The sequence below is a fragment of the Mycobacterium sp. NTMscope_MAC_12 genome, from assembly GCF_976985675.1.
This window is the reverse complement of the sequence record NZ_CDRJYY010000001.1, coordinates 3560752-3584532: the sequence shown is the minus strand read 5'-3', so window position 1 is coordinate 3584532 and position 23781 is coordinate 3560752. Positions and strand designations below refer to the sequence as shown.

The window sequence follows — 23781 nt, the reverse complement described above, 5'->3', positions numbered from 1 at the left end:
GTCCCGTTTGGTATCGGTGAGCCTGTGTGACAGGTGAAGGCCTCCGGTTATGAAGTGGAGCTGTCTAGAAACCGCTTCATCAACCAGGAGGCCTTCGTGTCCCACGCTAACGCTGCTTTGACGCCACGCGCTCGTTTGAGGCTTGCTCGCCTCGTCGTCGAGCAGGGCTGGACCTACGCCGCGGCAGCCAAGATGTTCATGGTCGCCCCACGAACCGCCAAGAAATGGGCCGACCGATTTCGAACCGAACGGGTGGCCGGGATGGCCGATCGCAGCTCGCGGCCCCGTGTCAGCCCGACCAGGACCGGGCCACGCATGGTGCGGCGGATCGTGCGGTTACGGTGGCGTCACCGGCTTGGTCCAGTACAGATCGCTGGCCGGCTCGGTGTGCCGGCCTCGACCGTGCATGCGGTGTTGACCCGCTGCCGTATCAACCGGCTGTCCTACATCGACCGCGTCACCGGCGAGCCATTGCGTCGTTACGAGCACGCCTCGCCCGGAGCGCTGGTCCATGTCGACGTCACCAAGTTCGGCAACATCCCCGACGGCGGCGGGCACAAGTTCGTGAGCCGACAAATCAGCAAGCACAACGCCCGACAGACCGCCCGGCGCACTGGCCAGCGCGGCAAGGACTATCGCCCCCGGATCGGAACGGCGTTCGTGCACACCGTCATTGACGATCATTCCCGGATGGCCTACGCCGAAATCTGCGCGGACGAGAAGGCGGTCACAGCGATCGGCGTGCTGCAGCGCGCCGTGGCGTGGTTCACCGACCACGGCGTCACCGTCGAACGAGTCCTCTCAGACAACGGCTCGGCCTACAAGTCCTACGCATGGCGTGATGCCTGCGCCGAGCTGTGCATTACCCCGAAGCGAACCCGTCCATACCGACCGCAGACCAACGGCAAGATCGAGCGATTCCACCGCACTCTGGCCGACGGCTGGGCCTACGCTCGACTCTACGAATCAACCCAACAGCGCGACACCGCTCTAGCCGGCTGGCTGCACTTCTACAATCACCACCGACCCCACTCCGCCATCGGAGGCCAGCCACCGGTCACCCGACTGACCAACCTCCCTGGACATCACACCTAGCCGCCGATTCCCGCAGCCCACCGCCGCCGCAGCGCCGCCGCCGACCCGCCAGCTGCCGACCAACCGTCCGGTTGGTATATGTTGGGCTGCAGAAATCCCAGTCGCCGGAGGTCTTTCCATGAGCAGCGCCATCAAATACCAGCGCACTCTTTTCGAGTCAGAGCACGACCTGTTCCGTGAGTCCTACCGGGGCTTCCTCGAGCGCCACGTCGCGCCGTACCACGACGAGTGGGAGAAGGCCAAGATCGTCGACCGCGGTGTGTGGCTCGAGGCCGGCAAGCAGGGCTTCCTCGGCATGGCGGTGCCCGAGGAGTACGGCGGCGGCGGCAACCCGGACTTCCGGTACAACACGATCATCACCGAGGAGACCACGGCGGGCCGCTACAGCGGCATCGGTTTCGGCCTGCACAACGACATCGTGGCGCCGTACCTGTTGGCCCTGGCCACCGAGGAGCAGAAGCAGCGCTGGTTGCCGAAATTCTGTACCGGAGAACTAATTACGGCGATCGCGATGACCGAGCCGGGCACCGGCAGTGACCTGCAGGGCATCAAGACCCGCGCGGTCAAGCAGGGCGACCACTATGTGCTCAACGGTTCAAAGACGTTCATCACCAACGGAATCAACTCCGACCTGGTGATCGTCGTCGCGCAGACCGATCCGGACAAGGGCGCGCAGGGCTTTTCCCTGCTCGCCGTCGAACGCGGGATGGAAGGCTTCGAGCGCGGCCGGCACCTGGACAAGATCGGGCTGGACGCGCAGGACACGGCGGAGCTGTCATTCACCGACGTGCACGTGCCGGCCGAAAACCTCCTGGGCCAAGAGGGCATGGGGTTCATCTACCTCATGCAGAACCTGCCTCAGGAACGGATCTCGATCGCCATCATGGCGGCCGCGGCGATGGAGCAGGTGCTCGAGCAGACGCTGCAATACACCAAGGAGCGCAAGGCTTTTGGCAAGCCGATCGGCAGCTTCCAGAACAGCCGCTTCGTGCTCGCCGAGCTGGCGACCGAGGCGACCGTGGTGCGCATGATGGTCGACGAATTCGTCCGCCTGCACCTGGACCACAAGCTGACGGCCGAACAGGCGGCAATGGCCAAGTGGTACTCCACCGAAAAGCAGGTGCACCTGATCGACCGCTGTCTGCAATTGCACGGCGGCTACGGTTACATGCGCGAATACCCGGTCGCCCGTGCCTATCTGGATGCGCGGGTGCAAACCATCTACGGCGGCACGACCGAAATCATGAAGGAAATAATCGGCCGCGGCCTCGGGGTATAGCCTTTCGTTTGGTGGACCGTCATCCGGGCGGCGAACACCGTCGCCGGTAACGGCATTGCCTTTATCTGCGCCGCCGAGGTCGCTTCGTGCGCCAGCAGCAACCTCGGTGCGCGCAATTCCGCTGTGCGAGTCCGCAGTTTGGAAGTCGTGCACGACGACCACGGTCGCGATCGGCTTTCGGTGCGCTATTCGCAACGGCGCTGGGGTGGTGGCATGGTTTGTCGCGGTTTGGCCGTGGCCCGGCATCATTTCGACATCGGTGTGGTATCCCTTTTTGTAAAATTCGTGATTTGACTTCGCATTTCTTGTTGGCAGGAGCAAAGTTGTGCGAGCCCGGCGATAAGGCGGATCGTGCGCGGGTCCATTCCCCGCGGAAGAACGGCCCGCTCGCCGGTTATGCAGGTAAGGGCATAGCCGCAGATAGAGCCGTATCCGGAGGCTGGAAGGCTTGGTGAAGGTGCACAGAGGTCACATGCGCAAGCTGATCGGAAGCGCGCTGGTCAGCTTGACGACCACAGCACTGGCCGCCGTATTGCTGGCGCCCGCCGCCACCGCGAGCCCGATAGGCGACGCCGAAGCGGCGATGATGGCCGCGTGGGAAAAGGCCGGCGGCGACACGTCCCCGCTCGGCCCCCGCAAGGGCGATGTCTACCCCGCCGGAGACGGGTTCGCCCTGAACTTCGACGGCGGCAAGATGTTCTTCACCCCGGCCACCGGCGCCAAATTCGCCTACGGGCCCATCCTGGAGAAATACGAGATGCTGGGCGGGCCGGCCGGCAGCGATCTGGGTTTCCCGGCCATCAACGAAGTGCCGGGCCTGGCCGGCCCCGACAGCCGGGTGATCACCTTCTCGGCCACCGACAAGCCGGTCATTTTCTGGACGCCCGAGCACGGCCCGTACGTGGTGCGCGGCGCCATCAACTCCGCCTGGGACAAGCTCGGCAGTTCGGGCGGCGTGCTCGGTGTGCCGGTCGGCGACGAGACCTACAACGGCGAGGTGTCCTCGCAGAAGTTCAGCGGCGGACAGCTTTCGTGGAACCGGCAGACCAAGGAGTTCACCACCGAACCGCCGGGGCTGGCCGACCAGTTGAAGGGCCTGCAGGTCGCGATCGATCCCACCGCGGCCATCAACATGGCCTGGCGGGCGGCCGGGGGGCCCAACGGACCGCTGGGCGCCAAGCAGGGCGGGCAGACCCCCATCGGCGGTGACGGCATCGTCCAGAACTTCGCCGGCGGCAAGGTGTTCTTCACCCCGGCTACCGGTGCGAACGCCCTCGAGACCGACATACTGTCCAAATACGAGTCGCTCGGCGGGCCTGTCGGCAGCGACCTCGGCTTCCCCGTCACCAACGAAACCGACGGCGGAATCGGTCCTTCCAGCCGGATCTGCACCTTCTCGGCCACCGACAAGCCGGTGATCTTCCGGACCGCCGAGCACGGCGCGTTCGTCGTGCGCGGGGCGATGAAGGCCGCCTGGGACAAACTTCGCGGTCCGGCCGGCAAACTGGGGGCGCCGGTCGGCGACCAGGCCGTGGACGGCGACGTGATCTCCCAGCAGTTCACCGGCGGCAAGATTTCGTGGAACCGGGCGAAGAACACGTTCAGCACGGATCCGTCCAACCTGGCGCCGTTGTTGAGCGGACTGCAGGTGTCGGGTCAGAACCAGCCGAGCAATGCGGCCATGCCGTCCCACGCCAACAAATTCGGCGGGCATTCGTGGTGGTGGCTGGCCGCGATACCGGTCCTGGTGCTGCTGGTGGTGTTGGTGTGGGTGCTGTTCGCATGGCGCCGGCGTCGCTCCGGGAGCGAGGATGCCGCCGGCTACGCGCCCGATCACGGCTATGACGCGGCCGACGCGCCCTGGGGGCCGGAGGAACCCGACCTCGCGAGCGAGCATTTCGCGCTCGGCGGGTCGCACGAACCCGAGCGGCCGACGGAGGCCGCGGCCACCGCGCGGGTCAGCTGGCAGCGTCAGGTTCCGACGGAGAGCGAATACGGGCTCGAGGAGGAGGACCCCGACGCGATCGACACCGACTCCATCCCCGTCGTGTCGGAGGAGATGCTGTCGGAGGCCGACTATCCCGACGCCGAAGCCGATTACACCGACTACACCGACGCCGTTCCCGAGGTCGCCGAGTCCGAGACCGCGGATGACGCCGCCTACGTCGACGCCGACTACGCGGACGCCGGCTACGTCGAGGACGAGTACGCAAAGGACGAGTATCCCGACGTCGCCGTTCCGCACACCCCGCCGGACGCCGAGGCCGTGACCGGTGCCCTGGAAACCGCCGGCCCCGAGGATGAGTATCCCGACGTCGCCGTGCTGGATGCGGAAGTCGAACCCGAAGAGGGTGTCACGGCGGAGCCCGACGTGTCCGGGGCCGCCGAGGCCGCGGCCTTCGCCGCCGGCGCGGCGCAGCGATCCGGCGGGCGGCACGCCGCCGCGGACGAGGAAGACGGCGCGGACAACGGGCTGGCGGGCCCGGATGGGCGTCCGACCATCCATCTGCCGCTCGACGACCCGTACCAGGCGCCCGACGGCTACCCGATCAAGGCGAGCGCTCGTTACGGCCTGTATTACACGCCGGGCAGCGACCTGTACCAGGACACGCTCCCCGAGATCTGGTTGTCCAGCGAAGAGGTCGCCTTGGCCAACGGCTTCACCAGGGCCGACTAGCCGCCGGTCGCTAGACCTTGCGGATCACCGTGACGACCTTGCCCAGCACGGACGCGTCGTTGCCCGGGATGGGGTCGAACGCCGGGTTGTGCGGCATCAGCCACACCTGACCGCCGGCGCGTTTGAACGTCTTGACGGTCGCCTCGCCGTCCAGCAACGCCGCGACGATGTCGCCGTTGTCGGCGACGTTCTGCTGGCGCACCACCACCCAGTCGCCGTCACAGATCGCGGCCTCCACCATCGAGTCACCCACCACCTTGAGCAGGAACAGCGTGCCCTCGCCGACCAGCTCACGCGGCAGCGGGAACACATCTTCGACGGCCTCTTCGGCGAGGATCGGTCCACCGGCGGCGATACGGCCCAGAACCGGGACGAACGTCGGTTCTGGCAACGCATCCGACCCGGCCACCTCGGTGGCGGGCGCCGCCACGTCGTCGTCGGCGCCGCGGACATCGACCGCCCGTGGGCGGTTGGGGTCGCGGCGCAAATACCCCTTGCGTTCCAGCGTGCGCAGCTGGTGGGCCACCGAGGACGTCGACGTCAGCCCGACGGCGTCGCCGATCTCCCGGATGCTCGGGGGATAGCCGCGGCTGGTCACCGAGGCGCGAATGACATTCAAAATGGTCCGCTGCCGTTCGGTCAGCGCGGAATCCACGGAGTGCAGCCGGCCGCCCGCTCCGGCCGGGCCGGTGTCGTTCGGGGAAGTGTCGTTGCTGTCGCCCATGACACTGAATGTAACGGCACCGCCGACAAGAATCAAACATGTGTTCGACTTGCGTGTCGCCCCGGCGCGCCGTGGCCGGAAAGACGCCGCCATCGGCCGAATCACAAATGTGTAACTCTTGCCGAGATCGGGTATTTGTGCCTCGTGACAGTGGTAGAGGCCGACGGAGTTGTCGGTGGCGTGATCTAGCGTTTTGCTCGTGCGACACGCTTCGCTCAAATGTTCGGGTTTCGAACACACGAGCGATTAGAGTCGAACACACGAGCGAGAGCTAGTTGACCGGAGGAACGCAGATGACAATCATCCACACGCTTGCGCCGCGTACCAGCAGTCTTCGGCGCCCGATCAACGGACCGGTGCAGGGCGTTCGGTACGGCAGGGACGGGCTGGCCCGCTCGCGGCGTCCCGCGCCGGCACGGCCGGCGGGCGCGCCGACGCGTTACTACGGCACCGGGGTCGCGATGTCGGTCGCCCCGCACCGCAGGCGCTCCGTCACGTGGCTGACGACGGTCGGTCTGGCATTGGCCGCCGGGGCGATCACCTTGTGGCTGGGTCTCGTCGCGAATGTCGGGCAGGTACTCAACGGTGACTCGACGAATTCGGCCGCGCCCGTACCGAACCGGCTCGCCGTCGTGCGGGTCGACGCGGGGGAGTCGCTGCAGGATGTCGCTCACCGCGTGGCGCCCGACGCGCCGGCCGCCCAGGTGGCCGACCGCATCCGTGAGCTCAACGACCTGAACTCGCCGACGCTGGTTGCGGGCCAAACGCTGATCGCTCCGATCGGCTGACGGCCGTTGTGCGACAACGGGTCCGGCCCGGCACGCGGCCGGCGCGCGTGGCGCGGCCCCGCGGACGGCGGCTCCGTTAGCCGCGCAGGTCAGCGCACAGGTACGCTCAAAGTTCTGCGGTACCCCGTTGTCGGCACGGTGAAGGAGCGGTCATGCACTGTCCCTTCTGCCGCCACCCGGATTCCCGGGTGATCGACTCGCGCGAAACCGACGAGGGGCAGGCGATCCGGCGCCGCCGGTCGTGCCCCGAGTGCGGAAAACGTTTCACCACCGTGGAAACCGCGGTCCTGGCGGTGGTCAAGCGCAGCGGCGTCACCGAGCCCTTCAGCAGGGAAAAGGTCATCAGCGGAGTCCGACGGGCCTGCCAGGGCCGTCAGGTGGATGACGACGCGCTGAATCTGCTGGCCCAGCAGGTCGAAGACACCGTGCGCGCCGTGGCTTCCCCGGAGGTCCCCAGCCACGAGGTCGGCCTGGCCATCCTGGGGCCGTTGCGTGATCTCGACGAGGTGGCGTACTTGCGGTTCGCCTCCGTGTATCGCTCTTTCGAATCCGCGGACGACTTCGAGCGCGAGATCCAGGCGCTTCGTGAGCACCGCGGAGTGGCCACTCCGGGCTGACGGATCTCGCCGGGCGCTCGCTGGGCGGCCCGCTAGGCTCGGTGCATGCCCCCTGAGTTGCATCCCGACCTCGCGGCCCTGGCCCCGCTCCTGGGCACCTGGGTCGGCCAGGGTGCGGGCAAATACCCGACGATCCCGCCGTTCGACTACCTCGAAGAGGTCACGTTCGCCCATGTGGGCAAACCATTTCTGGCCTACGCCCAGAAAACCAAGGCGGTGGCCGACGGCAAGCCGTTACACGCCGAGACGGGATATCTTCGCGTGCCGCAACCGGGCCGCGTCGAACTGGTGCTGGCCCATCCCAGTGGCATCACCGAGATCGAGGTCGGCACCTATTCGGTCACCGGCGACGTCATCGAAATGCAGATGGCCACCACGGCCGTCGGCCTGACGCCCACCGCCAAAGAGGTGACGGGACTTGGCCGTTCCTTCCGCATCGACGGCGACGAGCTGTCCTACTCGGTGCAAATGGGCGCGGTCGGCCAGCCGCTGCAGGACCACCTCGCCGCGGTGTTGCGCCGGCAGCGCTGAGCGTTCACCACCCGCGGCCCATCGTCAGCCCACCTGTCGCACACCGTCATTGACCACCCGTCCGGCCACCGCGACCCACCCTTCGGCGCTCCAGGTGGTTTCGATGACGGAGCCGTTGCCCTGGGTGATCCGCAGGTTTCGGCTCAGGTAGTCGGTGATCCGCATCGCGGCCGAACCGGTGGCCTCGTCTTCGGGCACGCCGAGGTTGGCGGCGAACATGCGCACCCGCAGCGACCCGGTGGCCCGGTCGGTCCAGGCCCACAGGTAGTGCGCCGTGTCGTCGGGAAAGTCCGTCGGGTCGGCGGCGAGAACATCGTCGGCCGAACCGAATTCGTGCAGCGCGAACTCGGGTGCCCACTCCGCGCGGGCGCTGATGCGGGTGTGGTGTTCGTCGTAGCCCACCTGCACGATGCCCGCCGGTATCTGCAGCGTGTTGATCGGTGAACCGTGTTCCCGCAGCCACCACGAGGCGCCGACCGTCGGATGCCCGGCGAACGGGAGCTCCGTCCGGGGCGTGTAGATCGTGGCGTGCGCGGTTGCCGAGCCCGCGGCCGGAAGGTCAACGAAAACCGTTTCGCTGTAGCCCAATTGGGTGGCCAACCGCTGCCGGTCCGCGACCCGCACCTGGCCGGCATCCACCACGCCCAGCGGATTGCCGAAATTGCCGTCCGCATCGGTGAACACCCGCAACACCGTGACGTCGATACCCATGGCCCGACTGTACGGCCCCGAACCCGGCGGTCTCGATCACGGTGGAATCAGGTGGCGCTGCGTTCGTCGGACCCCATGGCGTTCAGGACGGCGACGCGGGCGCGGGCCGGGCCGGTGACGGCCTGCTCGCCGCCGCCGGTGCGCAGCAACCCGCGCAGGGCGGCCTGGTCGTATTCGGCGGGGGCGGTGGAGTCCATGAAGCGCTCGACGACATCGATGAAGCGGGCCGGATCGTCGTGAAAGGGAAAGTGGCCGGAGCCCTCGAAGATTTCGAGCCGCGAACCGGGCATCGCCGCGTGGGCCATCCACGCGTGCCGCACCGGAACCACCACATCCTTGGTGCCCCAGACGATCTGCACCGGGATGGCTTCGGTCAAATAACATCGGTCGAGCATGGTGACGATCTGACCGCGCCAGTCCACCACCGCCCGCAGGGTCCGGCTGAATGCCGCCGACGCCGTCGGTTCCGGCAGGTCATCGAGGATCCGCAGCACGTTGGGCAGGTCGCGGCCCAGCCCGGTGCTGCCGAACGCGGCGCCCAGGACGCGGCCCACGACCTGAACCGCCGGCAGCACCAGGGGCAATCGCAGCAGGGCGATGGCTTCGCTGCCCATCGGCAGCGACGCCCACCGCAAGACGAAGTTGACGTCCTTGGTCACGCCGCCGGCACCCACCAGGATCAGCCGCTCCACCAAATGCGGGAACTGGTAGGCGAATTGCATGGCCACACCGCCGCCCAGCGAATGACCGACGATGGTCACGCGCTCGATGTCGAGCACGCTGAGCAGGTCGCGCATCCCGTTGGCGTATGCGGCGATCGAGTAGTCCGCGCGCGGCTTGTCGGATCGGCCGTGGCCCAGCAGGTCCGGGGCGATGACCGTGAAGCGCTGGGCGAGCTTGGCCTGCACGGCATTCCACGTGGTGGAGTTGTCGCCGATGCCGTGGATCAGCAGGATCGCCGGCCCGGAGCCCGCGATGCGGTATGCGCGGCGGTAACCGTGGATGGTGCGGAACTCGAGTCTGGGTGCGGTCACTTCACGCACCGGGCGGAGCGTGTTCTTGCGCTTCCGCTCGGTCATAGGGCCAACCTTGCTGTCGGGCCGGGCTAAGGGCGGTGTGGCTGGGGGTTTGGGCCCGGGGTCAGGCCTGGTCGTCGTCGTCGAACTTCTTCTCCGCGTGCTGGGCCAGAAATCGCTCGAATTCTGCGCCTAGCTCGTCGCCGCTCGGCAGATCCTCGTCGCGTGATAGTAACGACCTGTTCTCCTGAGCGTCGATGAAGGCATCGTACTGGCGCTCCAGCGCGGCCACCACCTGAGCGACCTCTGCGCTCGCTTCGACCTGCTCGTCGATCTTGGCCCGAATCACCTCCGCCGCTTCGGTTAACGCGGTCAGCGGCAGCTCGAGGGACGCGGTCTTGGCGACCTGCTCGAGCAAGGCCTGCGCGGCGGCCGGGTAATCGGTCTGCGTGAGGTAGTGCGGGACGTGCACGGTGAAGCCGACCACTTCGTGGCCATGCTGGCCCATCCGGTATTCCAGCAGGTTGGACGCGCTGCCGGGGACCTGGATCTCCGCGATCCACGGCTGGAAATTGGCGATCAACTCCGGGTTGTTGGAGTGCGCGGTCATGGTGGTCGGACGGGTGTGCGGAACCGCCATCGGGACGGTGCCCAGGCCGATGGTCTGGCGCACGCCGAGGCGCTCGGCCAGCAGGCGCACCGCGGTGATGAAGCGCTCCCACTTGAGATCCGGCTCCATGCCCGCCAGCAACAGAAACGGGGTGCCGACGGTGTCGCGCAACGCGTAGAGGCTCAGCTCCGGATCGTCATAGTTGGTGAAGTGATCGGTCTTGAAGGTCATCAGCGGCCGCCGTGAGCGGTAGTCCAGCAATTCGTCGATCGCGAAGGACGCGACCAGCTCGGTATCCAGCACCGCCTTGAGGTGCGAGGCCGCCAGCCGGATGGCGTGACCGGCGTCGGAAAAGCCCTCCAGGGCGTGCACGAGTACGGGGCCGCGGCCGTCGGACGTCGACAACTGCGGCGCCGGCAGCTCCAGTTCGTACATGCCTGGCTGCCCCGGCTGGTACTGATCACCTGGGTCTTGATGGTGATCCATCTTCGATCGCCTCCTGTCGGGCGTCTCTCCAGGGTGCCCTACCAATTGTCCCCCGAATCAGGCGGCACCCACATCGAACAGCGAACTCGGTTCCCCGTCCGCACCCTGGAACGCGATAATTCTCAGCCGTAATCCGGTGAGAACATATCGGGGGGCCCGGCCGGTGCGTCAGCAAACGCCTTCGCGCAGCGCAGTGCGCGGAAGTCGGCTCGCCGCCACACCGTCGGGCATGATGAAGGCGATGCGCATACCGATCCTGGTGCTCTGCTCGGTGGTGGGGGTGGCGACGTCGCTGACGTCGTGTCACCGGCCCATCGAGCAGGTGTCGGGCGCCCCGGTGTCGGCGCCGCGAACCGGTGGCCCGGTGCAGCGGCTCAGCCAGCCCGAGCAGAAGGCGGTTGCGGGCCCGGTCGAGCCGGACCGGCGCATCGGGGCGATCTTCATCGACGGCGGCCCGCTCCACGTTTGCACCGGTTCGGTGGTGCATTCGAAGGGCGGGGACCTGATCATGACCGCGGCGCATTGCCTGGCCGGAGCGTCGCTGATCACCTTCGTTCCCGGTTTCGCCGGCGACGCCGCGCCCGCTCCCACCGACGTGTGGAAGGCCGACGCGGTCTACCTCGATCCCCGCTGGGTCGCCAGCAAGGATCCGCACGCCGACTACGCGATCGCGCGGGTCAGCAACGACACCGGCGCCGACGTCGAGTCCCGCGCCGGTTTGGCGCTGACGCTGGGCGTGACGCCGCCGCCGGGCAGTCGCGTGACCGTGCTGGGGTATCCGGTCGGCGTGGGCGGGGCGCCCATCGGATGTCAGGGCAGCACCTCGGTCAGCGACAGCGGATTCCCCGCGCTGGCGTGCGAAGGTCTGGTGGACGGCACCAGCGGCGCGCCCTGGGTCAGCGGCACCACGGTCACCGGCCTGATCGGCGGTCTCGAGCGCGGTGGGTGCGCCGCGGACATCTCGTACTCGGCGCCGTTCGACGGCCAGACCGCCGAGCTGCTGGCCCGCGCCGAAGCCGGTGGCCCGGGCGACCCGATCCCCAGCGACCTGCAGGACGCCTGCTAGCTAGCGCCGGAACTGGTTGAGCGCGCGCACCTTGTTCATCACGTCGAGCGCGGCCACCTTGTAGGCCTCGGAAAACGTGGGGTAGTTGAACACGGCATCCACCAGGTAGTCCACCGTGCCCCCGCACCCCATCACCGCCTGCCCGATGTGCACCATCTCGGTGGCGCTGGTGCCGAAGATGTGCACGCCGAGCAGCTTGAGGTCCTCGGTGGACACCAGCAGCTTGAGCATGCCGTAGGAGTCCCCCGCGATCTGGCCGCGTGCCAGCTCCCGGTACCGGGCCACCCCGACCTCGTAGGGGATCGCGTCCTTGGTCAGCTCCACCTCGGTGGCGCCGACGTAGGAGACCTCGGGGATCGAATAGATGCCGATCGGCTGCAGCTCGGTGATGCCGTCGCACGCTTCCCCGAACGCGTGGTAGGCCGCGAGCCGCCCCTGCTCCATCGAGGTCGCGGCCAGCGCGGGGAAACCGATCACGTCCCCGACGGCGTAGATGTGCTGCACCTTCGTCTGAAAATAGTCGTCCACGAAGATCCGGCCGCGGTTGTCGGCCTCGAGCTCGGCGTTGTGCAGGTCGAGATGGTCGGTCTGCCCCTGCCGGCCGGCCGAGTACATGACCGTCTCAGCGGGAATCTGCTTGCCGCTGGCCAAGGTGGTGACGGTGCCCGCCGAGCCGACGTCGACCGCGGTCACCTCCTCACCGAACCGGAACGTCACCGCCAGGTCGCGCAGGTGGAACTTCAGCGCCTCGACCACCTCGGGGTCGCAGAAGTCCAGCATGTCGTCGCGCTTTTCCACCACGGTGACCTTGGTGCCCAGCGCGGCGAACATCGAGGCGTACTCGATGCCGATCACGCCGGCGCCGACGACCACCATCGAGGTGGGCAACGTCTTGAGGTCGAGGATCCCGTCGGAGTCGAGCACGCGCTCTTCGTCGAACTCGACGCCGGACGGCCGCGCGGGCCTGGTGCCGGTGGCGATGACGATGTATTTGCCACTGATGGTTACCTTTTCGCGCCGTGACGGGTCTTCGACCTCGATGGTGTGCGGGTCGACGAATCGCCCGTGACCGATCAGCAGGTCGATGCGGTTGCGCATCAGCTGATTGCGCACCACGTCCACTTCCTTGCCGATCACGTGCTGGGTGCGGGCCAACAGATCGGCCGGGGTGATCTTCTCTTTCACCCGGTAGCTCGCGCCGTAGAGTTCGCGTTGGCTCATCCCGGTGAGGTAAAGCACCGCCTCGCGCAACGTCTTTGACGGGATGGTGCCGGTCTGGACGCACACGCCGCCGATCATCTGGCCGCGTTCGACGACGGCGACCGACTTGCCCAGCTTGGCCGAGGCGATGGCGGCCTTCTGCCCGCCGGGCCCCGAACCGATGACCACCATGTCGTACTCTTGCGCCGAGCCCATGGGCTAAACAGTAGAGCAGCACAACTCACAGTGCCGGGTTCATCCACAGCTCCGCCGCCGCGCCGGGGCGCGCGAGCACCGGCTGACGGTGGCGGCCGTCAGCGTTGGTGCTCATGACCACGCATCCCCGACCCGACTTCGAGCTTTCCCGCCCCGGCGCACTCATCGCCGCGCTGCCCGCCGTTCTCGGCTTCATTCCCGAAAATTCATTGGTTCTAGTGTCTTTGGACGATCGGCAGCTCGGGTCGGTGATGCGGGTCGACCTCTCCGAGGAGTTGGTCGACCGGGTCGGTCATCTCGCGGAGGTCGCCGCCGCGGCCCGGCCCGAGGCCGTCATCGCGGTGATCGTCGACGCGGACGGCGCGCACTGCCCCAGCTGCAACGAGGAGTACCGGCAGCTGTGTGAGGCGCTCGCAGAGTCCTTGTCGCAGCACGGCATTGAGCTGTGGGCCACCCACGTGGTCGACCGGGTCGCCCTGGGCGGGCGCTGGCATTGTGTCGAGGGCTGCGGGTCGAGCGGCCTCGTCGAGGACCCGTCGGCGTCGCCGCTGGCGGCCGCGGCGGTGTTGGAGGGCAGGCGGCTCTACCCGCGGCGCGCCGACCTGCAGGCGGTCATCGCGCCCGACGATCCGCAGCGCAGCGCCGCGTTGGCCGGCGCGGTCGGCCGGCAGGCCGCCCGGCGCCGCGCCGCGCATCGCGCGCACCCGGTCCGCTGCACCCGCGGCGACGTGGAGAGCGCGATGGCGGCCGCCGCCCGGGTCGCCTCGGGCGAATCGCTGTCCGACGCCGAACTGGCGGCGCTGGGCTGCGCGCTGAGCGATCCGCAGGTCCGCGACATCCTGTACGCGCTGGCCGTCGGCGAGGGCGCCGACGACGTCGAGTCGCTGTGGGCGGTGCTTTCGCGCACCCTGCCGGCGCCGTGGCGGGTCGAGGCGCTGGTCCTGCTCGCGTTCAGCGCGTACGCGCGCGGCGACGGTCCATTGGCGGGGGTGTCGCTGCAGGAGGCGCTGCGTTGTGAGCCCGGGCATCGGATGGCGGGCATGCTGGACACCGCGTTGCAGTCGGGTCTGCGGCCCGAGGACATCCGGGATCTCGCGCTGACCGGGTATCGGCTGGCCAAGCAGTTCGGGGTGCGGCTACCGCCGCGGCGGCCGTTCGGCCGCAGGGCGGGTTAGCCGGGAGGCGACGGGGTGGGTCAGACCTTTTCGACCTTGACCGCGTGGGCCATCTCGTGGGGCAGGGTGACGTTTTCGTGGCCCGGGATGACGATGGTCACGCCGGCGGGGCCGGTCTCGACGGTCACGCGCGCGTTGGGAACCACGCCGGCGTCCTTGAGGCGGGTGATCAGGCCGGTGTCGCCCTGGACGTGTTCGGTGAGCTGCCGGACCACGACGGCCACCGGGGAGCCGGGGGGCAACTCGGTCAGCCGGACGAGGATGGACTCCTCGGCGCCGGACTCGGGGCCCACACCCAGGTCCAGAAGCCCGGGGATCGGGTTGCCGAAGGGCGACGTGGTCGGGTGGTTGAGCACCTTGACCAATCGCCGCTCGACCTCCTCGCTCATCACGTGCTCCCAGCGGCACGCCTCGGCGTGCACTTCTTCCCAGGGCACCCCGATGACGTCGACCAGCAATCGCTCGGCGAGGCGGTGCTTGCGCATGACGGCCACGGCCAGCGCCCGGCCCTTGTCGGTGAGCTCGAGGTGGCGGTCACCGGCCACGTGGAGCAACCCGTCGCGCTCCATGCGGGACACGGTTTGGCTGACAGTCGGCCCGCTCTGATCGAGGCGTTCGGCGATTCGGGCACGTAGCGGCGTCACGCCCTCTTCTTCGAGGTCGTAGATGGTCCGCAGGTACATCTCGGTGGTGTCAACCAGGTCGTTCATTCAGCACCTTCCATCGACGCTGAGTCTACTTGGCCAGCTGCGTGAATGGGTGTAACGCCTCCCAGGCAAGCAGTATGCCCGCCGCTGACGCGGCGGGCATACCGGCTGCTACCTAGCTTGAGTGAGTTGTCAGCTCGCGTATGACCGTAGCCTGTCGGCGCGCTCCCCGTTGCGGAGTTTGGACATTACGTCCCGCTCGATTTGGCGGACCCGCTCGCGGGACAGCCCGAACAGCTTGCCGATCTGGTCCAACGTGCGCGGCTGGCCGTCGTCGAGGCCGAACCGCAACCGGATCACCTGGTGCTCGCGCTCGTCGAGCGTGGCCAGCACGCTGCGGATGTCGGTGTGCAGCAACTCGGCGATCACCGCGTTCTCGGCCGACATCGCCTCGGCGTCCTCGATGAAGTCGCCCAGCGGGGCTTCTTCCTCGGAGCCGACCGGCATGTCCAGGCTCACCGGGTCGCGGCTGTGCTCGAGCAGGTCGTTGATCTTGTCGACCGGGATGCCGGATTCGGCGGCCAGTTCCTCATCGGTGGCCTCGCGGCCCAGGTTCTGGTGCATCTCGCGCTTGATGCGCGCCAGCTTGTTGACCTGCTCCACCAGGTGGACGGGCAGCCGGATGGTGCGGCTCTGGTCGGCCATGCCGCGGGTGATGGCCTGACGGATCCACCAGGTGGCGTAGGTCGAGAACTTGAATCCCTTTGTGTAGTCGAACTTTTCCATCGCGCGGATCAATCCGAGGTTGCCCTCCTGGATCAGGTCCAGCAGCGGCATGCCGCGGCCCGTGTACCGCTTGGCCAGCGACACCACCAGGCGCAGGTTCGCTTCCAGCAGATGACGGCGCGCCGCCTTACCATCGCGCACCACGGCCTCTAGATCGCGTTTACGGTTCTCCCCGAGGCGCTTACGCGTTTCGAGCAGGTGCTCGGCATAGAGCCCGGCTTCGATGCGCTTCGCGAGTTCGACTTCCCCCGCCGCATTCAGCAACGCCGTCTTACCGATTCCGTTCAGATACACACGCACTAGATCCGCCGCGGGACTCTGAGCATCCAGATCGCCGTCAAATCTGCTCGTGCTGGCGTTCGCCATAGCGACCTCCCGTTCGGCTTGTACTGTCATCGAGTTCAACGACCGATCAGGTTTCAGAGTTCCCAGCGGTTCCCCATCTCACACGTCTTGACGTGCACAAATGTGCCGCAGACCTGAGAATGTCCTGAGAAGTGCGCGACGACGCACCTGACACGCAACGACCGCTAGCCGCGGTCGGTTCCGCCCCGCGGGTCGGGAGGCCACCCCGGTTGGGGGTGTAGCGGAGCCTCGAGCGCCGGGCGTTCGGCGCGGGGGAACAGGGGGGTGCGCCGGCGGGCATTGTCGAACCGGCGAGGCTCGTCGGGGCGGCGCGGCGGCCGGTCGTTGGCGATCAGCACGGCCATCCACGGCAGGGGAATGGACACCGCCACGATCGCCAGCGAGATCAAACCGTTGTGCCAGGCGCCGTAGGCGAGCGCGGCGAGGATGAGCGCCGGAATCCGGAAAGCCATCAGGGTCAGGTATTTACGCACCCGCGCGCGGTGTTGCTCCTCATAGGAGGGCTCGGCGGCGGTGATGAGCACTGGGCGGCCCTTGTTGCCGTCGAAGTCATCGAAGCTGCCGTCGAACCCCGATTCGGAGCCGTGCTTCATTTCTCCACTGTCCCACACCTGGCGGATTTCGGCTTGGCCGGTTTCGGGGCAGCTCGCAGCGCGCCGGGCAGTGCAAGAATGTCAGGTATGCAGACCCAGACGATCGAGCGCACCGATACCGACGAACGCGTCGACGACGGGACCGACAGCGACACACCCAAGTATTTTCACTACGTCAAGAAGGACAAGATCGCCGAGAGCGCGGTGATGGGCAACCACGTCGTGGCGTTGTGCGGCGAGGTGTTCCCCGTCACCAAGGCGGCCAAGCCGGGCTCGCCGGTCTGCCCGGAGTGCAAGCAGATCTACGACCGGCTCAAGAAGGGCTGATCACCCGGGCGGCTTCGCCGGCGCGGTATCGCGTTGTTGCGTTGCGGGATTCGCGATCGGGCTGGCCAGCGTCTCCACCGTCCGCTTCAGGGCGGGCGAACGGGAGAACAACCAGGTGCGCACCCGGTGGGCGTGCGTGGTGGGCGCGGGGAACTCTTCCTGGACGGCGGCATTGAGCTCGGCGCCGAGCATGATCGCGAAGCCGCCGAAGAAGGCGAACAGCAGGAAAGCGATCGGGGTGGACAGCGCGCCGTAGGTGTAGCCGGTGCTGGTGATCCATCTCAGGTAGAACCGCAGGCCCAGGGTGGCGGTGACGAACACCGTGGTCGCCAGCATCGCGCCGAGGATCAGCCGGTGTGACGGCAGCGGTTCCGGCAGCGCGACCCGGTAGAGGATCATCACCCCGAGCGTCAGGCCGATGATCAGCGCCGGGTAGTAGCCGTAGCGCAGCACGTTGGACAGGCCGAGCGGGATGTGTTCTTCCACCTTGCGCGGGCCCACCACCACCAGCGGCGCCGTCGCCACCACGACCACCAGCATCACGACGTAGAGGAACAGCGCGAAGAAGCGCTGCCGCACCGGATGGCGCAACGGCGTCTGGTCGTGCGCCTCGACGACGGAGTCGACGAACGCCGAGATGGCCGACGACCCCGCCCACAGCGAGATGATGAAACCCAACGACACCACCTCACCGCGGGCGTTGTTGGCGATGTCGTGGACGGTCGGCTCGATGATCTCGTTGACCACGCTGGGGGAGAACACGCTGTGCGCGGTCGAAATCAGCTGCCGCAGGATGTTGGGCAGCATGTCCGGCCCGAACAGCGGCGCCACGTAGGCCATGGTGCCCAGCATCCCAAGCAGCAGCGGCGGCAGGGACAACGCCGACCAAAAACCCGCCTGAGCCGACTCGGAAAAGATCGAGTCGTCCCAACTCTTGGAAAGAGCCCTCAGGGTGATTCGCCAGATGTGGTGGCGCGATGGTTTTGCGACCTGATCGCTCATACCCGTCCAGCATTACCGAAGATCGCGCGCGCTGCCCACATTGGCGACGGGCGAGTTCGGGCGCGACTAGCTTCCGCTGACCTCCAGCACGGCGTCCAGCTCGGTCAGCTTGGCCTCATGCTCGTTGGCGTGGTGCTGGCAGAAGAGAAGCTCGAGGCCGGAAGGCAGCTTGGCGCGTACACGAGCCGCGGCACCGCAGCGGTCGCAGCGGTCGGCCCGTGTCAGTTCGGGACTCGTCAGAGTTGCATTCATGGCTTCTCCGTTCTCGTACATTCACTTTCTCAGACGTATGGCGTTTTCGCCTTGTTCCCCGATCGTTATCGGGTGTGTCGTTTCTCACGGCCTGGTCAGTTTGGTTTCGACGGTTCTCTAGGGTGACGTCGTGACCCTCGCTCCTGACCTGCTGGTGCATCTGTGCGGGACCGAGCAGTGGGCGCAGGCCCGCCGTGACGGCGCCATCGGCCCCGCCGGCGGGGCCGCCTTCATCCATCTGTCGACGCCCGGTCAGGTCCACCTGCCCGCCAACCGGCTCTACCGGGGACGCCGCGACCTGGTGCTGTTGCACATCGACCCGGCCCGGCTCGACGCGCCGGTGCGTTGGGAGCCGGGAGTGGCAACCGATCCGGAGTCGATGTTGTTCCCGCACCTGTACGGCACCCTGCCGGTGGCCGCGGTGACCCGGGTCACCCCTTATCCTCCCGGGGCCGACGGCACCTTCCCTCCGGTCGCCGCCGGGTCGACGTAGGCGTCGGCCTCGATTTCCACCAGCAACTCGGGCGCGATCAGCGCCGAGACCTCGACCATGGTGGCGGCGGGGCGTATCGCGCCGAACACCTGCTCGTGCACGGCCCCCACCTCCCGCCAGCGCGAGATGTCGGTGACGTAGATGCGCGTGCGCACCACGTCGCTGAGCGCCGCGCCCGCTTGCTGCAACGCAATTTCGATGCGGCGCAAGGCATCTCGCGCCTGGGCGGCGATGTCTCCGGCGGGCCCGTCGCCGGTGGTTCCGGCCACCGACACGTGCGGGCCGACCCGCACCGCGCGCGAGTAACCGACCACCGATTCGAAGGCGGATTCGGAGAGGACCACTTTGCGGCGTGACGACATGCGCCTCACGCTACGACGGCGGCGCCGTCGGCGCAGCCGAATTTCACCGCCGCGGCAGGTCTTTGGCCGGCACGCGTTCAGCGCGCCGCGAACAGCTTGTGCACCAACCGTTCTCGCGAACGGCCGACCCGGCTAGTCGAGGTAGTCGCGCAACACCTGCGAGCGGCTGGGGTGGCGCAGCTTCGACATGGTCTTGGACTCGATCTGGCGGATGCGCTCGCGGGTCACCCCGTACACCTGCCCGATCTCGTCCAGGGTGCGGGGCTGGCCGTCGGTGAGCCCGAAGCGCAGGCGTACCACGCCGGCCTCGCGCTCGGAGAGCGTCTCGAGCACCGACTGCAACTGGTCTTGCAGCAGCGTGAACGACACGGCGTCGACGGCCACCACGGCCTCGCTGTCCTCGATGAAATCGCCCAGCTGGCTGTCGCCCTCGTCGCCGATGGTCTGGTCCAGCGAGATCGGCTCGCGCGCGTATTGCTGGATCTCGAGCACCTTTTCGGGCGTGATGTCCATTTCCTTGGCGAGCTCTTCGGGCGTGGGCTCGCGGCCCAGATCCTGCAGCAGCTCTCGCTGGATGCGGCCCAGCTTGTTGATCACCTCGACCATGTGCACCGGGATGCGGATGGTGCGGGCCTGGTCGGCCATGGCCCGGGTGATGGCCTGACGGATCCACCACGTGGCGTACGTGGAGAACTTGTAGCCCTTGGTGTAGTCGAACTTCTCGACCGCGCGGATCAGACCCAGGTTGCCTTCCTGGATGAGGTCGAGGAACGCCATGCCGCGGCCCGTGTAACGCTTGGCCAGCGACACCACCAGCCGCAGGTTGGCCTCGAGCAGATGGTTTTTGGCGCGGTCGCCGTCGCGGCAGATCCACTGCATGTCGCGGCGCTGGGCGGCGGGCAGTTTGTCACCGCGCTCGGTCATCTCGGTCATCAGCTGCGTGGCATACAGGCCGGCCTCGATGCGCTTGGCCAGCTCGACCTCTTCCTCGGCGTTGAGCAGCGCGACCTTACCGATCTGCTTGAGGTACGCGCGAACCGAGTCGGCGGAGGCGGTGAGCTCGGCGTCCTTACGGGCCTGGCGCAGCGCCTCGGATTCGTCCTCGTCCCAGACGAAATCGCCGGAGGCCTTGTCCTTTTCGGTGGGCTCGGCGATCTCGTCGTCCTCGTCGGCGGCGGGTTCGGCGGCCGCCACGGGGGCGGGCGCCTCCTCGTCGTCGCTCTCATCGGAGTCGGCGGATTCGACTTCGGCTTCGGGCGCCACGTCCTCCTCGAGGTCGTCGAGGGATAGGTCGCTGTCGATGTCGAGCTCCTCACCGGGCTCACCCTCGAGGTCGGGTTCGTTGTCGAGATCCTCGACGGCGCCGTCGGAATCGAGGGCGTCGGGATCCGCCGGCCCGCCCTTGGCCGCTTTGGTGCCGCGCCCCTTGGGCTCGGCTCCCTTGGCGCGGGTCTTTTTGGCGGGCTCGGCGGTTTCGGATTTGGTGGACCGAGAGGCTGTCTTGGCGGCCCGTTTGGCGGGCGCGGAGCCGTTGGCGGCCTTGGCCGCCGGACGCTTGGCGGGGGACGGCGGAGACTTCGTGGCGGTGCGTTTCACCGGCCCATCGGTTGCCGGGCTTGCCTTGGTCGCTGCCACTTACACCCCTTCGTTTGGGCTCACCTTCGGTGGGTATTGGGCATGGTTAACCGAAAGTGTCTGCTATGTCGATGTCGGCGTTGGTATCAGCGTGAGTAGTCGCACGCTATCGGTTGGGCGTTCGCCGAGCACCATTGTAACGACAGTGCGCGGTACTACAGCTCTGCCGGGCGAAATTCAGTGGGTCACGTCCGAGGTGGCGGCCATCGCCGCGCCGACGATCCCGGCGGTGTTGAGCAGGGCCGCGGGCACCACCGGGGTGCGGTTCTCGAGCAGTGGCAGCCACTTGTCGGCCTTGCGGCTGATGCCGCCCCCGGCGATGAACAGGTCCGGCCACATCGCGTTCTCGATGCTCACCAGCACCTCGGTCACGTGTTTGGTCCATTTTTCGTAGGACCAGCCCTTCTTTTCCTTCACCGAGGACGCGGCTCGTTTCTCGGCTTCCTTGCCGCCGACCTCGAGGTGCCCGAACTCGGTGTTGGGGATCAGCGTGCCGTTGTGGATGACCGCCGAGCCGATGCCGGTGCCGAAGGTCAGCAGAATCACCAGGCCCGTCTGGTTTCTGCCCGCCCCGTAGTGCTCCTCGGCCAGCCCGGCCGCGTCGGCGTCGTTGAGCACCGTGACGTCCTGGCCGTCCAGCTCGGCGCTGATGATGTCGCGGGCGTTGGCGCCGATCCAGGACTTGTCCACGTTGGCCGCGGTCTGCGCGACGCCGTGCGTGACGACCCCGGGATAGGTCACGCCGAGGGGCCCGGTCCATCCGAATTCGTTGACGACCGCGGCGATGGTCTTGGCGACCGCCGCCGGCGTGGCGGGTTGCGGGGTCAGCAGTTTGACCCGCTCGCCGATCAACAACCCGGTGTCCATGTCGACGATGCCGCCTTTGATGCCGCTGCCACCGACGTCGATGCCGAAGCCGCGGCGTTCATGCGTCCCGTCGGCCGCTGCGGCGCCGGGCGTGTCCGTGGTCGAGTCGGTGGTGGTCATCGAATCTCCTCGGCGTGACTGGGCTGTCCGCTCACCTTAACGCCGCGACGCTGGGGCCTGCGGCGTCTGCGCGGCCGTGGCGACTGTGATGCGATAGAGCGGTGATCCAATCCGATGACGAGCTCGTGCGGCTGCGTTCCGTGGCCGAAACCCTGGCCGTGGAGGCCGCCGCGTTCGTGCGGCGTCGGCGCGCCGAGGTGTTCGGCGCCGAGCCGGCCGGCGTGACGGCCCCGGACAGCGGCGCGGTGCGGGCCAAGAGCACCCCGACCGATCCGGTGACGGTGGTCGACACCGAGACCGAGCGGCTGTTACGCGACCGGTTGGCCGAATTACGGCCTGGGGACCCCATTCTCGGCGAGGAGGGCGGCGGGCCGACCGACCCGGCGGGCGCGCCGGCCGGATCGGTGACCTGGGTGCTCGATCCCATCGACGGCACGGTGAACTTCGTTTACGGCGTTCCCGCCTACGCGGTGTCGGTCGGCGCGCAGGTCAACGGCGAGTCGGTGGCCGGGGCGGTCGCCGACGTCGTCGGCGACCGGGTGTACTCGGCGGCGATCGGCCTCGGTGCGCACGTCACCGACGGCCAGGGGACCCAGCCATTGCAGTGCTCGGCGGTCGAGGACGTGTCGATGGCGTTGCTGGGCACCGGTTTCGGCTATTCGCGGCAGCGCCGCGCGGCGCAGGCGGCGCTGTTGGCGCGCATGCTGCCGGTGGTCCGCGATGTCCGTCGCATCGGCTCGGCGGCGCTGGATCTGTGCATGGTGGCCTCGGGCCGGCTGGACGCCTACTACGAGCACGGCCTGAAGGTGTGGGACCGCGCCGCCGGCGCGCTGATCGCCGCCGAGGCGGGGGCCCGCGTGGTGCTGCCGGCGCACGACGCCACCGGGGCGGGACTGGTGCTGGCGGCCGCTCCCGGGATCGCCGACGAGCTGCTGGCCGTGCTGGAGCGGTTCAACGGCCTGGATCCGATTTTGGATTGACCGCCTCAGCAGCTGCTGGCGTGAATCTTGGCCAGCAGCGTGGGATCTGACGGCTCGCTGGCGCCGGGCCGCAGGGTGGCGAGCACGGCGTCGATGTCGTCGTTGTGGGCCAACGCGCTGAAGTCGGTTCCCAAGGCGAGGTCGACGGAGTCGTCGGCGCGGCTGTCGTTGAACAGTTCGGTGCACGGCGCGACCAGCCACACCGCCGCGGCGGTGGCCTGTCCGGCGGTGCCGAAACGGATTTGGCCTTGGCAGTCGAGCCGGGTGCCCGCGTAGAGCGGGTCGTTGGCGGCGGTCGGCTGCGCGAAGCCGAGGTCTTTCATCGCCCCGGCGACGTCGCCGGCCTGCCCGCCCCGGCCGCTGGCGTTGAGGACGCGGACCTTGGTGTCGGCGAGTTTGGCGGGCGCGACGTCCATCATGGCGCTGCGCGACACCTGCTCGCCGAGCTGGGCCGACGCCGACCCGGTCGACTTCGGCGGGAGGTTGCACACCACCGCCTCGTGCACCTTGGCGGGCCGCGTCAGCGCCACGGTCCAGATCACGCCGGTGGCCACTGCGAGGAAAATCACCACGACGATCGCGGGCTTGGGGTTGCGGCGCCGGAAGGGCCGACCATGCTTGTCAAAGGCTGTACCCTCGGTGATTTGTGTGACCACAGCTGCACTCTAAACCCACTGTTCAGAAGCGAGCGCAAGGGTGAAAATAGGTGTGTGACGCAAATCACACCTTAATGGGCCGCGATACGGGCACGAATCATTTGGTGGATGCGTTCGACGCTGGTACAAAGCGATGCTTGAGATTTTCGAGGGCATGCAGAGACGAGCAGAGGCAATAGGGCAGGGGAATAGATATGCCTACCGATTATGACGCTCCACGGCGTACCGAGACGGACGACGTTTCGGAGGACTCGCTGGAGGAGCTCAAAGCGCGTCGGAACGAGGCGGCTTCGGCCGTCGTCGATGTCGACGAATCTGAATCCGCTGAGAATTTCGAACTGCCCGGCGCCGACCTGTCCGGTGAAGAGCTTTCGGTCCGTGTCGTTCCGAAGCAGGCTGACGAGTTCACCTGCTCGAGTTGCTTTCTGGTGCAACACCGCAGTCGGCTCGCCAGCGAGAAAAACGGCGTGATGATCTGTACCGACTGCGCAGCCTGATAGCTGC

At 67.6% G+C, this 23781-nt stretch carries 27 protein-coding genes; 13 read left to right on the top strand and 14 right to left on the bottom strand.

The window, feature by feature from the left end:
• Positions 1–96: 96 nt before the first annotated feature.
• The 4 genes from AC0KS4_RS16345 (at position 97) to AC0KS4_RS16330 (ending at position 5051) form a co-directional block, all read left to right on the top strand.
• Positions 97–1095: an IS481 family transposase gene (locus AC0KS4_RS16345; protein ID WP_238956392.1), complete on the top strand. Its 999-nt coding sequence runs from the start codon at positions 97–99 to the stop codon at positions 1093–1095.
• 118 nt (positions 1096–1213) lie between these two features.
• Positions 1214–2374 (top strand): acyl-CoA dehydrogenase family protein, encoded by a 1161-nt coding sequence (locus AC0KS4_RS16340; protein WP_225327667.1) that lies wholly within the window; start codon positions 1214–1216, stop codon positions 2372–2374.
• Between the two features lie 147 nt (positions 2375–2521).
• Positions 2522–2668 (top strand): hypothetical protein, encoded by a 147-nt coding sequence (locus AC0KS4_RS16335; protein WP_225327668.1) that lies wholly within the window; start codon positions 2522–2524, stop codon positions 2666–2668.
• A 178-nt stretch (positions 2669–2846) separates the two neighbouring features.
• On the top strand, positions 2847–5051 hold the full coding sequence (locus tag AC0KS4_RS16330) for an LGFP repeat-containing protein (protein WP_238956391.1): 2205 nt from the start codon (positions 2847–2849) through the stop codon (positions 5049–5051).
• A gap of 10 nt (positions 5052–5061) precedes the next feature.
• Here the strand turns inward: AC0KS4_RS16330 and lexA are convergent, their stop codons facing one another.
• Positions 5062–5775, bottom strand: coding sequence for a transcriptional repressor LexA (gene lexA, locus AC0KS4_RS16325; RefSeq protein ID WP_225327670.1), 714 nt, complete (start codon positions 5773–5775; stop codon positions 5062–5064).
• Between the two features lie 293 nt (positions 5776–6068).
• Here lexA and AC0KS4_RS16320 point away from each other — a divergent pair, with 293 nt between their 5' ends.
• From AC0KS4_RS16320 to AC0KS4_RS16310, 3 genes are all read left to right on the top strand, one after another.
• Positions 6069–6563: a LysM peptidoglycan-binding domain-containing protein gene (locus AC0KS4_RS16320; protein WP_238956390.1), complete on the top strand. Its 495-nt coding sequence runs from the start codon at positions 6069–6071 to the stop codon at positions 6561–6563.
• A gap of 152 nt (positions 6564–6715) precedes the next feature.
• Positions 6716–7180 (top strand): transcriptional regulator NrdR, encoded by a 465-nt coding sequence (gene nrdR, locus AC0KS4_RS16315; protein ID WP_008258565.1) that lies wholly within the window; start codon positions 6716–6718, stop codon positions 7178–7180.
• Between the two features lie 45 nt (positions 7181–7225).
• The gene (locus tag AC0KS4_RS16310) at positions 7226–7711 is read left to right on the top strand and encodes a peroxynitrite isomerase (RefSeq protein ID WP_238956389.1); all 486 of its coding nucleotides are present in this window, start codon (positions 7226–7228) and stop codon (positions 7709–7711) included.
• Between the two features lie 24 nt (positions 7712–7735).
• On the opposite strand, the gene AC0KS4_RS16305 is transcribed toward AC0KS4_RS16310, so the two are convergent.
• The 3 genes from AC0KS4_RS16305 to AC0KS4_RS16295 form a co-directional block, all read right to left on the bottom strand.
• On the bottom strand, positions 7736–8422 hold the full coding sequence (locus AC0KS4_RS16305; protein ID WP_238956388.1) for a PhzF family phenazine biosynthesis protein: 687 nt from the start codon (positions 8420–8422) through the stop codon (positions 7736–7738).
• 47 nt (positions 8423–8469) lie between these two features.
• Entirely contained in the window at positions 8470–9501 is a 1032-nt protein-coding gene (locus AC0KS4_RS16300) for an alpha/beta fold hydrolase (protein ID WP_225327674.1), read from the bottom strand.
• 61 nt (positions 9502–9562) lie between these two features.
• The gene (locus tag AC0KS4_RS16295; RefSeq protein ID WP_225327675.1) at positions 9563–10534 is read right to left on the bottom strand and encodes a proteasome assembly chaperone family protein; all 972 of its coding nucleotides are present in this window, start codon (positions 10532–10534) and stop codon (positions 9563–9565) included.
• Positions 10535–10763: 229 nt separating this feature from the next.
• Between AC0KS4_RS16295 and AC0KS4_RS16290 the strand changes: the two genes are divergently transcribed.
• Positions 10764–11600 carry a trypsin-like serine peptidase gene (locus AC0KS4_RS16290; RefSeq protein ID WP_238957335.1) on the top strand — a complete coding sequence of 279 codons (837 nt, stop codon included), beginning with the start codon at positions 10764–10766 and terminating at the stop codon, positions 11598–11600.
• Here AC0KS4_RS16290 and sthA read toward each other — a convergent pair whose 3' ends face one another.
• Positions 11601–13016, bottom strand: coding sequence for a Si-specific NAD(P)(+) transhydrogenase (gene sthA, locus AC0KS4_RS16285; protein ID WP_238956387.1), 1416 nt, complete (start codon positions 13014–13016; stop codon positions 11601–11603).
• A gap of 113 nt (positions 13017–13129) precedes the next feature.
• Here sthA and AC0KS4_RS16280 point away from each other — a divergent pair, with 113 nt between their 5' ends.
• Positions 13130–14191, top strand: a complete 1062-nt coding sequence (locus AC0KS4_RS16280; RefSeq protein ID WP_238956386.1) for a DUF4192 domain-containing protein — start codon at positions 13130–13132, stop codon at positions 14189–14191.
• A gap of 20 nt (positions 14192–14211) precedes the next feature.
• On the opposite strand, the gene AC0KS4_RS16275 is transcribed toward AC0KS4_RS16280, so the two are convergent.
• From AC0KS4_RS16275 to AC0KS4_RS16265, 3 genes are all read right to left on the bottom strand, one after another.
• On the bottom strand, positions 14212–14901 hold the full coding sequence (locus tag AC0KS4_RS16275) for a metal-dependent transcriptional regulator (RefSeq protein ID WP_225327679.1): 690 nt from the start codon (positions 14899–14901) through the stop codon (positions 14212–14214).
• A gap of 129 nt (positions 14902–15030) precedes the next feature.
• On the bottom strand, positions 15031–16020 hold the full coding sequence (gene sigB / locus AC0KS4_RS16270) for a sigma-70 family RNA polymerase sigma factor SigB (RefSeq protein WP_050782802.1): 990 nt from the start codon (positions 16018–16020) through the stop codon (positions 15031–15033).
• Between the two features lie 134 nt (positions 16021–16154).
• The gene (locus AC0KS4_RS16265; RefSeq protein ID WP_238956385.1) at positions 16155–16601 is read right to left on the bottom strand and encodes a DUF3099 domain-containing protein; all 447 of its coding nucleotides are present in this window, start codon (positions 16599–16601) and stop codon (positions 16155–16157) included.
• A 69-nt stretch (positions 16602–16670) separates the two neighbouring features.
• Here AC0KS4_RS16265 and AC0KS4_RS16260 point away from each other — a divergent pair, with 69 nt between their 5' ends.
• Positions 16671–16910: a DUF3039 domain-containing protein gene (locus AC0KS4_RS16260; protein ID WP_225327682.1), complete on the top strand. Its 240-nt coding sequence runs from the start codon at positions 16671–16673 to the stop codon at positions 16908–16910.
• Here AC0KS4_RS16260 and AC0KS4_RS16255 read toward each other — a convergent pair whose 3' ends face one another.
• Together AC0KS4_RS16255 and AC0KS4_RS16250 are read right to left on the bottom strand one after the other, a co-directional pair.
• Positions 16911–17912: a YihY/virulence factor BrkB family protein gene (locus tag AC0KS4_RS16255; RefSeq protein ID WP_225327683.1), complete on the bottom strand. Its 1002-nt coding sequence runs from the start codon at positions 17910–17912 to the stop codon at positions 16911–16913.
• A gap of 66 nt (positions 17913–17978) precedes the next feature.
• Complete coding sequence (locus AC0KS4_RS16250) at positions 17979–18164, bottom strand: DUF7455 domain-containing protein (protein WP_008258551.1); 186 nt, start codon at positions 18162–18164, stop codon at positions 17979–17981.
• A gap of 130 nt (positions 18165–18294) precedes the next feature.
• Here AC0KS4_RS16250 and AC0KS4_RS16245 point away from each other — a divergent pair, with 130 nt between their 5' ends.
• On the top strand, positions 18295–18657 hold the full coding sequence (locus AC0KS4_RS16245) for a DUF952 domain-containing protein (RefSeq protein ID WP_238956384.1): 363 nt from the start codon (positions 18295–18297) through the stop codon (positions 18655–18657).
• Here the strand turns inward: AC0KS4_RS16245 and AC0KS4_RS16240 are convergent.
• The 3 genes from AC0KS4_RS16240 to ppgK all read right to left on the bottom strand — a co-directional run bounded on the left by AC0KS4_RS16240 (position 18603) and on the right by ppgK (position 21641).
• On the bottom strand, positions 18603–19019 hold the full coding sequence (locus tag AC0KS4_RS16240; protein ID WP_238956383.1) for a RidA family protein: 417 nt from the start codon (positions 19017–19019) through the stop codon (positions 18603–18605). The two genes, AC0KS4_RS16245 and AC0KS4_RS16240, sit on opposite strands and share 55 nt — an antisense overlap.
• Before the next feature lie 132 nt (positions 19020–19151).
• Positions 19152–20654, bottom strand: coding sequence for an RNA polymerase sigma factor (locus AC0KS4_RS16235; protein WP_225327686.1), 1503 nt, complete (start codon positions 20652–20654; stop codon positions 19152–19154).
• 177 nt (positions 20655–20831) lie between these two features.
• Positions 20832–21641 carry a polyphosphate--glucose phosphotransferase gene (gene ppgK / locus AC0KS4_RS16230; protein WP_225327687.1) on the bottom strand — a complete coding sequence of 270 codons (810 nt, stop codon included), beginning with the start codon at positions 21639–21641 and terminating at the stop codon, positions 20832–20834.
• Positions 21642–21742: 101 nt separating this feature from the next.
• Between ppgK and AC0KS4_RS16225 the strand changes: the two genes are divergently transcribed.
• Positions 21743–22621: an inositol monophosphatase family protein gene (locus AC0KS4_RS16225; protein WP_238956382.1), complete on the top strand. Its 879-nt coding sequence runs from the start codon at positions 21743–21745 to the stop codon at positions 22619–22621.
• Between the two features lie 5 nt (positions 22622–22626).
• On the opposite strand, the gene cei is transcribed toward AC0KS4_RS16225, so the two are convergent.
• Positions 22627–23277 carry an envelope integrity protein Cei gene (cei, locus tag AC0KS4_RS16220; RefSeq protein WP_225327689.1) on the bottom strand — a complete coding sequence of 217 codons (651 nt, stop codon included), beginning with the start codon at positions 23275–23277 and terminating at the stop codon, positions 22627–22629.
• 194 nt (positions 23278–23471) lie between these two features.
• On the opposite strand from cei, the gene AC0KS4_RS16215 reads away from it, so the two are divergent.
• Complete coding sequence (locus AC0KS4_RS16215) at positions 23472–23774, top strand: DUF4193 domain-containing protein (protein WP_008258544.1); 303 nt, start codon at positions 23472–23474, stop codon at positions 23772–23774.
• Positions 23775–23781 lie beyond the last annotated feature (7 nt).

Excerpts from the sequence above, each read along its gene's own strand:
- AC0KS4_RS16305 (WP_238956388.1), bottom strand. The coding sequence starts at position 8,422 with ATGGGTATCGACGTCACGGTGTTGCGGGTGTTCACCGATGCGGACGGC.
- AC0KS4_RS16310 (WP_238956389.1), top strand. The coding sequence starts at position 7,226 with ATGCCCCCTGAGTTGCATCCCGACCTCGCGGCCCTGGCCCCGCTCCTG.
- sigB (WP_050782802.1), bottom strand. The coding sequence starts at position 16,020 with ATGACAGTACAAGCCGAACGGGAGGTCGCTATGGCGAACGCCAGCACG.
- AC0KS4_RS16255 (WP_225327683.1), bottom strand. The coding sequence starts at position 17,912 with ATGAGCGATCAGGTCGCAAAACCATCGCGCCACCACATCTGGCGAATC.
- AC0KS4_RS16250 (WP_008258551.1), bottom strand. The coding sequence starts at position 18,164 with ATGAATGCAACTCTGACGAGTCCCGAACTGACACGGGCCGACCGCTGC.
- AC0KS4_RS16275 (WP_225327679.1), bottom strand. The coding sequence starts at position 14,901 with ATGAACGACCTGGTTGACACCACCGAGATGTACCTGCGGACCATCTAC.
- AC0KS4_RS16290 (WP_238957335.1), top strand. The coding sequence starts at position 10,764 with ATGATGAAGGCGATGCGCATACCGATCCTGGTGCTCTGCTCGGTGGTG.
- AC0KS4_RS16240 (WP_238956383.1), bottom strand. The coding sequence starts at position 19,019 with ATGTCGTCACGCCGCAAAGTGGTCCTCTCCGAATCCGCCTTCGAATCG.
- AC0KS4_RS16215 (WP_008258544.1), top strand. The coding sequence starts at position 23,472 with ATGCCTACCGATTATGACGCTCCACGGCGTACCGAGACGGACGACGTT.
- AC0KS4_RS16260 (WP_225327682.1), top strand. The coding sequence starts at position 16,671 with ATGCAGACCCAGACGATCGAGCGCACCGATACCGACGAACGCGTCGAC.
- ppgK (WP_225327687.1), bottom strand. The coding sequence starts at position 21,641 with ATGACCACCACCGACTCGACCACGGACACGCCCGGCGCCGCAGCGGCC.
- AC0KS4_RS16330 (WP_238956391.1), top strand. The coding sequence starts at position 2,847 with ATGCGCAAGCTGATCGGAAGCGCGCTGGTCAGCTTGACGACCACAGCA.
- AC0KS4_RS16280 (WP_238956386.1), top strand. The coding sequence starts at position 13,130 with ATGACCACGCATCCCCGACCCGACTTCGAGCTTTCCCGCCCCGGCGCA.
- AC0KS4_RS16320 (WP_238956390.1), top strand. The coding sequence starts at position 6,069 with ATGACAATCATCCACACGCTTGCGCCGCGTACCAGCAGTCTTCGGCGC.
- nrdR (WP_008258565.1), top strand. The coding sequence starts at position 6,716 with ATGCACTGTCCCTTCTGCCGCCACCCGGATTCCCGGGTGATCGACTCG.
- AC0KS4_RS16340 (WP_225327667.1), top strand. The coding sequence starts at position 1,214 with ATGAGCAGCGCCATCAAATACCAGCGCACTCTTTTCGAGTCAGAGCAC.
- lexA (WP_225327670.1), bottom strand. The coding sequence starts at position 5,775 with ATGGGCGACAGCAACGACACTTCCCCGAACGACACCGGCCCGGCCGGA.
- AC0KS4_RS16300 (WP_225327674.1), bottom strand. The coding sequence starts at position 9,501 with ATGACCGAGCGGAAGCGCAAGAACACGCTCCGCCCGGTGCGTGAAGTG.
- sthA (WP_238956387.1), bottom strand. The coding sequence starts at position 13,016 with ATGGGCTCGGCGCAAGAGTACGACATGGTGGTCATCGGTTCGGGGCCC.
- AC0KS4_RS16295 (WP_225327675.1), bottom strand. The coding sequence starts at position 10,534 with ATGGATCACCATCAAGACCCAGGTGATCAGTACCAGCCGGGGCAGCCA.